Source organism: Nostoc sp. (assembly GCF_054880495.1).
This window is the reverse complement of the sequence record NZ_JBTYKD010000420.1, coordinates 12,067-25,913: the sequence shown is the minus strand read 5'-3', so window position 1 is coordinate 25,913 and position 13,847 is coordinate 12,067. Positions and strand designations below refer to the sequence as shown.

The following is a 13,847-nucleotide window of genomic DNA, read 5'->3' as shown; positions in this document are numbered from 1 at the left end:
GATTGAGAAAATACTTAGCTTCACAATAAAAAAAGGATAGTGTCAGGGCAAAAATAATGTCTTGGCTAATTTAATTTTTCTAACACCGCATAAATACAGAAGAAATAAGTAAGTATTTTAACATCGGTAAACTAATAAAGTAAAACCGAAGTTAAAATTTTTTTCCCTAAATTTCGGTGCTTATACATTTATCCATCGCTAAATGTAGAAATTTTTTCCGATAATTAGTGGCAAAATTGGTAACTCAAGACTTCAGGAACAGGGTATGAATAATAAACCGATGAATCAAGACCAGAAGATCACAGCCAAGATCAACTCAAGAGATACCTATCAGGGGCAAAAGTGGTTAGTAGAGGAACGAGATGCCTGTGGTGTCGGTTTTATTGCTCATCGCCAGAATCATACCAGCCACGAAATTGTCGAAAAAGCCTTAGGTGGTTTAACCTGCTTAGAACACCGAGGAGGTTGTAGCGCTGATCAAGACTCTGGTGATGGTGCTGGAGTATTGACAGCTATCCCTTGGGAGCTGTTCCAACAAGACTTTGCCGAAAGGGGGAAGGAATTTCCATCCACTAATAAGATAGCTGTGGGGATGATCTTTCTACCACAAGACCAGGAAGCAGCACAAAAAGCTAGGACAATAGTTGAGCAAATAGCTGCCAAAGAAAAATTGATTGTACTGGGTTGGCGAGTAGTGCCAGTGCAACCTGATTTACTGGGGGTACAAGCAAAAGAAAATCAACCGCAGATTGAACAAGTTTTGTTAACTTCTGTTGACAAAAGCGGTGATGAATTGGAACGACAGTTGTACATTACCCGCCGCCGAATTAGTAAAGTTGCAACCAAAATCTCAGAAGAATTTTATATCTGCTCCTTGTCAAATCGCACAATCGTCTATAAAGGCATGGTGCGTTCTGCCGTCTTGGGGAACTTTTATCACGATTTAAAAAATCCAGCTTACAAAAGCGCTTTTGCTGTCTATCACCGCCGCTTTAGTACCAACACGATGCCCAAGTGGCCTCTAGCTCAACCAATGCGGTTTTTAGGCCACAACGGCGAAATCAATACTTTATTAGGTAACATCAACTGGATGATGGCACGAGAAGCTAGCCTGAATCATCCTGTATGGGGCGATCGCGTCAACGAACTTAAGCCATTAGTTCATATTGATAACAGCGACTCAGCTACTCTAGACAACGTACTGGAATTGCTGGTGTGTTCTGGACGCAGCCCCTTGGAAGCTTTAATGATTATGGTTCCAGAGGCTTATCAAAATCAGCCTTCTTTACGTGATTTCCCAGAAATTGTTGATTTCTACGAATATTACAGTGGTTTGCAAGAAGCGTGGGACGGTCCTGCACTTTTAGTATTCAGCGATGGCAAAAAAGTTGGTGCAACACTAGATCGTAATGGTTTAAGACCAGCTCGTTACCTGATCACCAAGGATGATTACATTGTCGTAGCTTCGGAAGCTGGTGTAGTAGACTTTCCAGAAGCCAATATTGTCGAGAAAGGTAGACTCGGACCAGGGCAAATGATTGCCGTGGATTTAGAAAATCATGAAGTGCTGAAGAATTGGGAAATTAAGCAACGCATTGCCAAGCAGCACCCTTATGGTGAATGGCTGCAACAGTACCGTCAAGAACTCAAACAAATTATCAGTAGTCAGCCCTCAGATGTTAATGGAAATGGACATCTGCCTGCTGAAAATCGTAACGGGCATAGTACTGAGAAAATTGATAAACAAACCTTGCTTGAGCTGCAAACTGCCTTTGGCTACACCACAGAAGATGTAGAAATGGTGATTCATCCAATGGCGATCGCAGGTTCAGAGGCGACTTTCTGCATGGGGGATGATATTCCTTTAGCAGTGCTGTCACAAAAGCCCCACCTGCTTTATGACTATTTCAAACAGCGCTTTGCTCAAGTGACAAACCCAGCGATCGATCCCCTCCGGGAAAAGCTTGTGATGTCTTTGAAAGTCGAACTGGGTGAACGGGGTAACTTATTAGAACCTAAACCAGAATATGCGCGGAGATTAAAACTTGAGTCGCCACTGTTGACAGAGGTAGAGTTGGAGGCAATTAAGCTATCAGGATTTGCCACAGCCGAGTTGTCAACCCTATTTGCGATCGCCACTGGCCCTGAAGGATTAAAAGCCGCAGTCGAGTCTTTGCAAGCACAAGCAGCTGAATCTGTCCGCGCAGGTGCAAAGATTTTAATATTAAGCGATCATCGGGTCAATGACAGTATCAGTACAGAATACACCTACATTCCTCCTCTGTTAGCAGTTGGTGCCGTGCATCACCATCTGATTCGTGAAGGGTTGCGAATGAAAACATCCCTGATCGTCAATACTGCCCAATGCTGGAGTACTCATCACTTTGCTTGTCTGATTGGCTACGGTGCTGGTGCAGTTTGCCCGTATATGGCTTTAGATACGGTGCGCGATTGGTGGTCTGATCCCAAAACTCAAAAGTTAATGGGTGTGAAAAAAATTCCAGCCCTCACCCTAGAAGAAGCTTTAGGAAACTATCGCAAAGCAGTAGAATCAGGTTTACTAAAAATTCTCTCCAAGATGGGAATTTCTCTGCTCTCTAGCTATCAAGCAGCCCAAATCTTTGAAGCTATTGGCATCGGTGGGGATTTAATAGAACTAGGATTCCGTGGTACGACTTCCCGCATCGGTGGTTTGAGTGTTACCGAACTCGCTGATGAAGTACTTTCTTTCCACAGTAAGGCTTTCCCAGAACTGACGACCAATAAGTTAGAAAACCTGGGCTTTGTGCAGTACCGTCCTGGCGGCGAGTACCACATGAATAGCCCCGAAATGGTCAAGGCGCTGCATAAGGCTCTAGATGGCAAAAACTACGACCACTATGAAGTTTACAAAAAGCACCTCCAAGGTAGACCAGTAACAGCTTTACGGGATTTGCTCGACTTCCAAGGCAATTCTGTCCCAATTCCGCTAGAAGAAGTGGAATCGGTATCTGAAATTGTCAAACGTTTTTGCACCGGTGGGATGTCTTTAGGCGCTTTGTCAAGAGAAGCCCATGAAACTTTAGCGATCGCCATGAACCGGATTGGCGGTAAATCAAATTCTGGAGAAGGTGGCGAAGACCCAGTGCGCTATGTACTTCTAAATGATGTAGACGAGTCTGGTCACTCGCCAACCCTACCTCATTTAAAAGGATTGCGAAATGGTGATCAAGCTTATAGTGCCATCAAGCAAGTTGCATCGGGACGCTTTGGGGTCACGCCAGAGTATCTAGTCAACGCCAAACAAATTGAAATCAAAATTGCCCAAGGTGCCAAACCTGGAGAAGGTGGACAACTACCAGGTCCGAAGGTGAGCGAATACATTGCGATGTTAAGGCGCTCAAAGCCAGGTGTCACCCTGATTTCGCCGCCACCGCACCACGATATCTATTCTATTGAAGACCTAGCACAACTGATTTTTGATCTCCACCAAATTAACCCCAAAGCAAAGGTATCGGTGAAACTCGTTGCCGAAGTTGGCATTGGCACGATCGCGGCTGGTGTAGCTAAGGCAAACGCTGATATCATCCAGATTTCTGGTCATGATGGTGGTACAGGTGCATCGCCACTAAGTTCGATTAAACACGCTGGTTCCCCGTGGGAATTGGGTTTAAGTGAAGTGCATCGCGTCTTAATGGAAAATAGCCTGCGCGATCGCGTGATTTTACGCGTAGATGGCGGTCTGAAGAGTGGCTGGGATGTGGTAATAGGTGCATTGATGGGCGGTGAAGAATTCGGTTTCGGTTCCATCGCCATGATTGCTGAAGGCTGTATCATGGCGCGAGTTTGCCACATGAATACCTGCCCTGTAGGTGTTGCTACTCAGAAAGAAGAACTCCGCAAGCGGTTTACAGGAATACCGGAACAGGTTGTCAACTTCTTCTACTTCATCGCCGAAGAAGTGCGTAGTTTGTTAGCCCGACTTGGCTACCGTTCTTTGTCAGAAATCATTGGACGTGCAGATTTGTTGAAACTGCGCCCAGAGGTAAAACTTACCAAAACGCAATCATTAAACCTGGACTGTTTACTTCAGCTACCAGATACCAGAGAAAATCGTAGCTGGTTGCTGCATGAAGAAGTCCACAGCAATGGTGTGGTTTTGGATGACAAATTTATTGCCGATCCCGATATTCAAGCTGCCATTCGTAACCAGTCTACTGTCACCAAGACTTATCCTATTGTCAATACTGACAGAACAGTAGGTACAAGATTAGCAGGTGCGATCGCTTCTCAATATGGTGATAGCGGCTTTGAAGGACAAATTAATCTCAACTTTACAGGCAGTGTTGGGCAAAGCTTTGGTGCGTTCAACCTTCCTGGTATAATTTTGACCCTGGAAGGAGAGGCAAACGACTACGTAGGTAAAGGGATGCATGGTGGTGAAATCATTATCAAACCTCCAACTGATGCTACTTATAATGCATCACAAAATGTGATAGTTGGCAATACCTGCCTCTATGGTGCGACTGGTGGCGTGTTATTTGCCAACGGACTAGCAGGAGAACGCTTTGCTGTGAGAAACTCCAAAGGCATAGCAGTGATTGAAGGTGCTGGGGATCACTGCTGCGAATATATGACTGGTGGTGTAATTGTCGTCCTCGGCAAAGTAGGCCGTAACGTAGCAGCTGGAATGACTGGTGGATTGGCATACTTCTTGGATGAAGATGACTTATTTGGTGAGTTAGTCAACCCGGAAATTGTCAAAATGCAGCGAGTGATTACAGAAGTAGGTGCAAAGCAGTTGCAAGAGTTAATCCAAACTCATGCGGAACGCACTGGTTCACCAAAAGCGAAGAAAATTCTGCAAAACTGGCAAGAATTTTTGCCGAAATTCTGGCAGTTAGTTCCGCCTTCTGAAGCTGATAGTCCAGAAGCTGATCCTGAAAAAAAAACAACTGAGTTTAGTTTAGTGACTAGTCATTAGGAACTTCCAAATAAAAAATACTCAACTACTTCTTGTGAGGTGGGCGTCTCGCCTGACCGTAGCCAAAGGTGGACAAGACTCCGGCGTGAGCGCTACTTCGACCCTTTGACAAGCTCAGGGTAACACTTGTCGAAGGGCAAGCTCAGTACAAGTCAGTCGAAAGCTGCCCACCCCACAAGATTGGATCATTTATTTGTTAGAAATCTTTAAAAGGGAGGGATCTTAACTAGCTCATTTAGAAATAATGCATTTTAACCATAAAAATATAATTTTAGTTTTCACCCGATACTATTGACCAATTACCCATAATTAATAATTATTAATTTTTGTGACCGATCAACTTTTGGTCTGCATCTTGCATTTCTAAAAGTTCTGGAATAGTCACAAAGCGATAGCCTTGCTTTTTAAAGTTGCTAATAATTTCTGGTAAAGCTTGTATAGTTCTAGAACGGTTCCCCCCACCATCATGCATTAGCACAATCCCACCAGGTTTGGAATCTTTAATCACGTTATTAATCAAGTTTGGTACAGTTGGCAGCTTGTAGTCTGTAGAGTCAGCTGACCACATTACCACAGCATATTTTTGGCCTTTAGCATAAGCAACTAATCCATTGTGCAGGAAGCCACCAGGCGGTCGAAAGAGATTTGTTTTAACACCTGTAACTTGATAAATTAGGTCTTCTGTACGATCAATTTCAAAAGCAGCTGCTTGTGCATTCAAGAAGTGATACCAGTGATGCCAAGTATGGTTAGCAATGACGTGACCTTGAGCGACAATCTGCCTTCCTAACTCTGGATAATTTTTCAGGTTCTGCCCGACCACAAAAAACGTCCCTTTGATATTATTTGCTTTGAGAATATCTAGTACTTGCTCTGTAGTCTGAGGCCAAGGACCATCATCAAAGGTGAGAGCAATCACTTTCTTACCTTGAGTGAGTTTTGCAGCATTAATTATTACCCCTTGAGAGCTTGATGGTATAGGGTAGGATAGTCCCTTTACTTGTGCTTCTTGCTGCCAAATTGTAAGCATTGCCGCTTTTAATTTCTGAATGCGTTGCTGAGTTCCTACGTTTGCAGCGACATCCCTGATATTTATACTTTGTCTATTCTGAGGCTCCGAAGCATTTGGCCTTAGAAGCATCATAAAAGCAAGGCTAAAAACACCACCTAAGGCAAGTAGCGCAATTAATATTCCTTCTGGCCACAGAAACGACTTATTGTTTTCCACCTGATAGCTCCTTCAAAGATCGAACCATCAATCACGGTTATGACGGTACGTTATAGCACATTTTTTTAGATATTTAGATCCAGTTGCTTTCTGGTAATCCCGAAAATTGGAATAGAAACTCACAATCGGCAAGACAGACTATACGGCTTTAACTGAAATCTAGATGCTCTAGATTTCGACGAATGCTTAGACAATACTTGGTACTGTTTAATGTCAACTCACTCATAAAAGGCAAGGTCTACGCTTCCAGATTCTTACCGCTAGCTCTAAGAAGGAACACAATCAGATAATTAACCACACCCCAAAATCCTCTTAATAGCAGTTTTAAATTAGTTACTGTCTTTCACTTCACCGCTAAAACAGCATTATCCTTTCAAGTTTTATAGCTTTGCAAATAAGATAAGCTAAACTGTCGAGCCTACAATTTACATTTTTCGTGGACTGGAGTTTTTATAGCAAAACTTTCTGACAGGAAAGTTGTATAATTTACAGCTTAGTGAATTATTTGATTAACATCCAAAACTAGTTACAAGGGGCCGAGTATCTTTCAAGAAATAGTTTAATAAACTATTAGTTTTATTCTTGATAAGATATATTTTACTACGTGCTGGCATTACTTCCTTTTTAAGAAAAAGTTAAATTGCCAACTAAGAGATGTTGCCTTATACTTTCTCTGAAATAGAAAGACGAAAATTCATTCAATAGACCTATCCACAAATAAAGCTCAAAGTAGCTGAAACCCTTACTTAGCAAGCTTTTTAGCTAAAAAACACAATAATCTCTAAAACCCTGTCCAGGGCTAGGTTTCAGGCAAATAAAGTTCTCATTTCCGGATAAGTCTAATATAGTTTCTCATTGCCAAGGGACACTTATTCGTTAATCCAGATACTTTTGAGCCATTTAGTAAAATAATTCTCTCGGCAGTTTAGTTCTATTTTTGATGCTGATACTTTAGCCTAAATTGCTAGTAGCTTTCTATCTGTTAATGTTTTTCTCAATAATTAAGGAGATTTATATTATATTAATAGTACATTTTAATATACGTTGTCACCGTGTAATTACGGGAGATAATCGCATATATATATAGGCAATTGGTGAAAATTGCAGCAATAGTATGGTATCTATATAAAGCATTAAATTCTATATTTAAATGTAATATGTTTTACTAATTACACTAAATGAAGCGAGAGTTATGTATTTAAAAGTACCTTTAAAGGGAGATGATTTTTCTGTAATATCACTTAATAATATATATAAAAATATATTTTATTCCAACTGAGCTTCAAGCAAAGCTGTCCTCTGCCTTATTTGGGTAAAGTGAAGCAGATATTGTGAGACATTGGGTAAACTGTTTTGCCACTCAACGACCAATTTTCTGCTAAAAAAGCAAAATTGAAGATTATCTCATAACTGGCCTTATAATTGCAGCAATTAGAATTAAGATTTTTAATTATCTATCTAAGAATCCTCATCATTAGCTGATATTGCTTTAGACAAGTGATTGTTTATTTACAGTACTTTTGCTTATCTTTAGTAAATTGAATAGCTGTATTATTTAATACCTGTATGAGTTCGTACAGAAACCAGCTTGCTTATCAGTATACCTTTTGAGTCAAAATAATCAAGGTATTTGTCCCACTTCTGAAACTGGCTAGAAACTTTTATGATTCCTCACGAAAGTGATGCAAAAGAAGACCGTGCGTCGTTAAAAGTATGGCGTAGTTGGCAAGAAAATCTGATTTTAATTGCGATCGCCTTATGTTTAGCATTCCTGATTCGGACTTTTATCGCCGAACCCCGCTATATACCTTCTGACTCAATGTTACCCACCTTACATACAGGCGATCGCTTGGTAATTGAAAAAATCTCTTACCATTTTCACCCTCCCATAACTGGAGATATTATTGTGTTTCAGCCATCCGCAGAACTACAACGTCGAGGATATCCCAAAGACCAAGCCTTCATCAAGCGAGTTATTGGCAAGTCTGGTGAGGTAATTAGTGTTGCTCATGGCAAAGTCTACCTCAACGGTCAGCCGTTGACAGAAGATTACATCGCTGAACCCCCAAATCAGCCATATCGACCAGTGAAAGTTCCAGAAGACGAATTTTTTGTCATGGGCGATAACCGCAACGATAGTAATGACTCTCGCTATTGGGGCTTTTTACCCCGAAAAAATATTATCGGTCGGGCAACGTTTCGCTTTTGGCCTCTCGACCGCATTGGGTTTATTTAATTAGTTAGGAGCAGAGACGCGATTAATCGCGTCTGTACAGGAGAGACGCGATTAATCGCGTCTGTACAGGAGTTATAGAGACCTAACCCCCAACCCCTTCCCTACTAGCGTTGGGGAGTAAGATTCAAAGCCTCTTTCCTTTTAGGAGAGAGGTCAAAGTGTATTGCACACAAACGAGAAGCCATACATACTAATTTAAAACCTTAAATAATACATCATCTGAGCGATCGCATCACCACTTAACTCTAACCGCCGTTGGAAATCAGCCAAGTTACGATAAAGCCCAGCTGATTGCCGATTTTGAACCACTGCTTGCGCTAAAGACAAATCCATAAATGGAATTTGTGCTAACTTTTCAACTGTTGCTGTGTTCGGGTTGACTAAATTGGTAGGATTTTCTAGAGATTGGTGGTCATAGTAAATAAAATTCAGTAGAGGCTTTAATGGCTCTAGTCGCGGTGCTGGCATACCCAAAGCCGCAGCCATATCTTCAATACAGTAAAATTTAACACCCGATCGCGAAAGTTCCACAAGCGATCGCGCTTGGTGAATTGACAATCCTGGTAGGCGTAACCAATCATCTACAGTCGCTTGATTAGCATCAATCCGAATACCTAATTTGGCGGCTATCTGAATTTCTTCCCCAGATTGGAGGCGATAGTAGGGATCATTAAGGAGCTTGGCGCGGAGTTTTTGCAGCTTGGGGTTCAAAGGTAGCCAGTTATTCATGATTGTCGCTTACCTCAAGAAATCTGGTCTAGCAATTGGCGGCGCTTTTGCTCAAATTCATACTCTGAAATCAGTCCATCCTGGCGCAAAGCATCTAATTCTCGCATTGCCTCAGCGATCGCTCCTACCTGATTACTCACCCTGGGTGAGTTTCTTGCCCCTGACTTGCCTAGATTAAAATTGCGATCGAAAGCTTCTTCGTCTTGCGCTAAATACCAAACTCCCTCAATGGCACTAGCTATCTTCGGGATAGGCGTCCAGAAAAGCAACAGATACAAAACACCCCACAACGGCTGTCCCAGATAGAATTTATGTAATCCAGAAATTGTCAGTGTGCCAGAAAAAGCTAAAACAGCGGCAACACTTCGGCTTTTACGCTTAGTCAACATATTTCTAACAAATATACCAATACCACAGTTTCTACAATAAGACAGCCAAAAGGCACAGGAACAATTCAAAACTCACTTATTCAAAATTTCAAATGTTCGCGTAGCGTCTCCTAGAGAAGAAAAGTAATTGTAGTAAACATCCTGGCTATATTGCCGAATTTTTAATTACTACTGGACATATAAAGTCAACTAACTTGTCTTGGCCTTCGGACTTTTGGAGTAAGCTGTTGCGCCTTAAATTTGTACTAATATTTTGTCAATATGATTCTGGCGTCAGACGGAAAGCCCGCCCTGACAATGTAAACTGTATACGTAACAGCTTAGGAAGTCCCACGATTTAGTATTTGAAGAAATTTGAGTAAGTTTCACAGACTTTTATTAAATCGGTTTAGCCAGGGGAAGCGTTCTCCAGTCAAGTGTTGAAATTTCGGTAACAAACCGTACCAAAACCGAAGCTTCGTGACTAGATTACTCCCCTAGACTAAAATAAAAATAGAAGTAAAACTATTAAGCTACTGAGTCTGGGCGCTCAGTTTAATATAAGCAATATGGGATTCTTCGATTCTGATATAATTCAGCAAGAAGCAAAACAGCTGTTTGAGGATTATCAAGCGCTGATTAAGCTTGGCAACGGCTACGGCAAATTTGACCGCGATGGCAAAAAGCTGTTTATCGAGCAAATGGAAGCCATGATGGATCGGTATCGCATCTTTATGAAGCGCTTCGAGCTATCAGAAGATTTCATGGCACAAATGACAGTAGAACAACTTAAAACACAATTAGGTCAGTTTGGTGTCACCCCGCAACAAATGTTTGATCAAATGCACCTCACTTTAGAACGAATGAAAGGCGAGCTAGAAAAACAGCCCTAGTCAATTTTAGACTTCGGCTACGGTTCTATCGAGCGACTTGTGCTGAGCGCAGTCGAAGTAAGTCGAGATGTTCAGTCAAACCATTTTGAATTTGGGATTTTGGATTGGCAATTAATCCAAAATCTAAAATCTAAAATTATTGTGACTTGGGGCGAGAAAACTGCGAAGGGGGCTTGAAGTTTTCTACTGGTACGTTCTTAAGTGCCTTCTGCATAAAATCTTTCCAAATGGGAGCAACCAAAACGCCACCTGTGGCATGATCAGCTAATTGTCTGTTGTCGTCTCTCCCTACCCAGATAGCAGTTGTTAACTGTGGCACAGTACCAACAAACCAAATATCTTTTTCTGATGATGTTGTTCCCGTCTTCCCTGCGGCTGGGCGACCGATCGCAGCACCTTTACCTGTACCATCAGAGATTACCGATCGCATCACATCGATAATGGCTGCTGAAGCCCAAGGATCGAGAACTAGCTGGGGTTTAGGGGTGTTATCTAGCAAGACGTTACCACTACTATCGGTGACACGGGCAATTACAGTTGGTGGAGATTGCCAGCCATAATTAGCAAAGGTAGCATAGGCACTAGCCATTTCCAGAGGGGTAACACCAATTGCCCCAAGTGGCAAAGAAGACACAGGCTCCATCGGACTCATAATTCCCAAGGTACGGCAGGTTTCTATGACTCTATTCATCCCCACAGCCTTACCAACCTTGATCACAGGAATGTTGCGCGATTGGGATATAGCTGTGCGGATTGACATTTCTCCCTTAAAAGTCGCATCATAATTTCTGGGAGAGTACCAACCATTACCATCTCGATAGCTAACTGGGGCATCTAATACCGTTGAGTCTGCCGTATATTTACCAGTAGCAAAAGCAGTATAATAGACAAACGGTTTAAAAGAAGATCCGGGCTGGCGTTGAGATTGAGTTGCACGATTGAATTCACTGGTCTTAGGATCAATACCACCCACCAGTGCTTTGATAAAATGTGTGCGCGGATCAATTGCCACCAGCGCCATTTGATTCCTAGATAATCCCTGTTCTAGTAGTGATTTATGCCACTTACTGACAGTTTCTTCTGCCATCATTTGGAAGTCGGCATCAACTGTAGTTTGAACTCGCATCCCACCTTTGAGTAGTGTTTCACGCCCAAATTTCTTAGCTAACTCCTGCGCTACGGTATTGGTTACATAGGGTAGGGCACTACCTTGAAAGGATTTGATTTTACCAAGTTTGATTTCTTGCTTGAGGGCATTGTCATACTCTAACTGGCTGATCCAGTTTAATTCCAGCATCCGTCCCAGCACTTCTTTTTCTTTCTGTTTTGCTAGCTTCATGCTTACAAACGGGCTGAATTCTTCTGGTGCTTGAATCAAACCCGCCATCATTGCTGACTCACCCAAGGTTAAATATTCTGCTGACTTATTAAAGTAACTGCGTGCCGCCGTTTGTACACCATAATTGTTATGACCCCAATAAACTTGATTGAGGTACATTTCTAAAATTTGGTCTTTATTGAGAATTTGTTCTAACCGGATTGCTAGCACTGCCTCTGCTAGCTTGCGGGTAAAGACACGCTTGCGAGATAAAAACAGGTTTTTTACCAATTGCATGGTGACAGTAGAGCCACCCTCTCGCACTCCATGTGCTGTCGCGTTAACTACTATAGCCCGCCCAACGCCGACGGGGTTAATACCGTGGTGATCGTAAAAGTGGTTATCTTCACTTGCTAATACCGCCCGTTTCAGATTCGGGGAAATTCTATCTAGGGGTACGACTTCTCGGTTGGCTTCTCCGTGGATACTCGTTAAAAGTTTACCCTTAACGTCATAGATGTAAGTTGTTTCCGACGGAAAGAAGTTACGTAGCTGTCTCACATCTGGCAAATTACGGAAACTAATTGCTAAACCAACCAGTCCTCCGGCTACAATGGAACTTGCCAGCATGGTGATTGAGAGGAGAGTACCGCCAGTTACCTGACCGACTCCTTTTATAAACTCAAAACCTGATGAAGCCCGACGTTGTGGCTGCTTATCTTCAAAAGTCCTAGACGACGACACGGCTATTACACTTCCTCACTTGTAAATTTAACTGTAATTGATTGGGCGAAGCAAGGCGGTTAATTTTTTGCAATTATAGTAGTTTGGCAGATGAGAAAGTGGATAAATTGCAAGTGTTTATAACCAACTTAACTTCTAGTGTGCAAAACATCGCTAACAGTGGATTTTCTAGTATGACGCCAGATTTTGCTTGGCTGCGTCGTGGTGTAGTAGAAGTTTTCCCACAACCACTTGATGCTAACAGTGAAAGTCTAGAAAAGCGTTTGCTAACTACAAACCAACCTTTGAGGATCAAATTAGGGATTGACCCAACGGGTACTGATATTCATCTCGGTCATAGCATACCAGTACGGAAACTGCGATCGTTTCAAGATGCAGGTCATATAGCAGTTCTAATTATTGGAGATTTTACCGCACGCATTGGCGATCCGACTGGTAAATCTGAAGTGCGTCGTCAGCTTACAGAAGCAGATGTCGCTCAAAATGCTCAGACTTATCTTGATCAAGTACGTCCTATCTTGGATTTTGACACACCAGGAAGGTTAGAGGTGCGCTATAACTCCGAATGGCTATCTGGGCTAAACTTAGAGAAAATTTTGGAGTTACTCTCGACGATGACGGTGGGGCAGATGTTGGCGAAGGAAGGATTTGCCGATCGCTATAAAAAAGAGAATCCGATTTTTATCCATGAGTTCCTCTACCCGTTAATGCAAGGTTTTGATTCGGTTGCCGTTGAGGCAGATGTGGAATTGGGAGGGACTGATCAGAAATTTAACATTGCTGTGGGCAGAGATTTGCAGCGCCATTTTGGTCAAAAGCCGCAATTTGGGATGCTACTGCCGATTTTGATTGGCACGGATGGGGTGCAAAAAATGTCCAAGTCTTTAGATAATTATATTGGTTTGTCGGAACACCCAGGACAAAAGTACCAAAAGTTACAAGGAGTTCCCGATCATCTGCTGTCACAGTATTTTGAACTGTTGACGGATTTACCTTTGGATAAACTACCAGAAAATCCCCGCGATTGCCAAACACTCCTAGCATGGGAAATTGTCAAACAGTACCACGGCGAAACCGCAGCCCAAGAGGCCAAAGAAGCAGCCCAAAGCGGCGGAAAGGAAGGTGCAGTTCTAGAATTTTCTCTTTCTTCTGGCGTGCCGCAGTTTCCGACTAAGTTAGCCTATATTCTCAATGTCACTGGCTTGTGCAAAAGTACGGGGGAAGGAAAGCGGAAAATTCAAGAGGGTGGAGTGCGTTTAGATGGCGATCGCATTACCGATGTTGATACGACTTTTGCTGATCCCGCCGAGTTACAAGGTAAGGTTTTACAAGTTGGGAAAAATAAGTTTGTGCGTTTAGTTTAAATGG

8 protein-coding genes are annotated in these 13,847 nt (G+C 42.4%); 4 read left to right on the top strand and 4 right to left on the bottom strand.

What is annotated here, in order from left to right; translation table 11 throughout:
* The first annotated feature begins 265 nt into the window (after nucleotides 1–265).
* Nucleotides 266–4,963, top strand: coding sequence for a glutamate synthase large subunit (gene gltB, locus ACYTXL_RS35330; protein ID WP_461928625.1), 4,698 nt, complete (start codon nucleotides 266–268; stop codon nucleotides 4,961–4,963).
* A 319-nt stretch (nucleotides 4,964–5,282) separates the two neighbouring features.
* Here the strand turns inward: gltB and ACYTXL_RS35325 are convergent, their stop codons facing one another.
* Nucleotides 5,283–6,191, bottom strand: a complete 909-nt coding sequence (locus ACYTXL_RS35325) for a polysaccharide deacetylase family protein (protein ID WP_461928624.1) — start codon at nucleotides 6,189–6,191, stop codon at nucleotides 5,283–5,285.
* A 1,663-nt stretch (nucleotides 6,192–7,854) separates the two neighbouring features.
* Here ACYTXL_RS35325 and lepB point away from each other — a divergent pair.
* On the top strand, nucleotides 7,855–8,427 hold the full coding sequence (gene lepB, locus ACYTXL_RS35320) for a signal peptidase I (protein ID WP_461928623.1): 573 nt from the start codon (nucleotides 7,855–7,857) through the stop codon (nucleotides 8,425–8,427).
* 195 nt (nucleotides 8,428–8,622) lie between these two features.
* Here the strand turns inward: lepB and ACYTXL_RS35315 are convergent, their stop codons facing one another.
* Both ACYTXL_RS35315 and ACYTXL_RS35310 read right to left on the bottom strand, forming a co-directional pair.
* The gene (locus ACYTXL_RS35315) at nucleotides 8,623–9,156 is read right to left on the bottom strand and encodes a helix-hairpin-helix domain-containing protein (protein ID WP_461928622.1); all 534 of its coding nucleotides are present in this window, start codon (nucleotides 9,154–9,156) and stop codon (nucleotides 8,623–8,625) included.
* Nucleotides 9,157–9,170: 14 nt separating this feature from the next.
* On the bottom strand, nucleotides 9,171–9,545 hold the full coding sequence (locus ACYTXL_RS35310) for an NINE protein (RefSeq protein ID WP_461928621.1): 375 nt from the start codon (nucleotides 9,543–9,545) through the stop codon (nucleotides 9,171–9,173).
* A gap of 548 nt (nucleotides 9,546–10,093) precedes the next feature.
* Here ACYTXL_RS35310 and ACYTXL_RS35305 point away from each other — a divergent pair.
* Nucleotides 10,094–10,417, top strand: a complete 324-nt coding sequence (locus ACYTXL_RS35305; RefSeq protein ID WP_461928620.1) for a DUF1825 family protein — start codon at nucleotides 10,094–10,096, stop codon at nucleotides 10,415–10,417.
* A gap of 136 nt (nucleotides 10,418–10,553) precedes the next feature.
* On the opposite strand, the gene ACYTXL_RS35300 is transcribed toward ACYTXL_RS35305, so the two are convergent.
* On the bottom strand, nucleotides 10,554–12,479 hold the full coding sequence (locus ACYTXL_RS35300; protein WP_461928619.1) for a transglycosylase domain-containing protein: 1,926 nt from the start codon (nucleotides 12,477–12,479) through the stop codon (nucleotides 10,554–10,556).
* Nucleotides 12,480–12,652: 173 nt separating this feature from the next.
* Here ACYTXL_RS35300 and tyrS point away from each other — a divergent pair, with 173 nt between their 5' ends.
* The gene (tyrS, locus tag ACYTXL_RS35295) at nucleotides 12,653–13,843 is read left to right on the top strand and encodes a tyrosine--tRNA ligase (protein WP_461928637.1); all 1,191 of its coding nucleotides are present in this window, start codon (nucleotides 12,653–12,655) and stop codon (nucleotides 13,841–13,843) included.
* The last annotated feature ends 4 nt before the right edge of the window (nucleotides 13,844–13,847 follow it).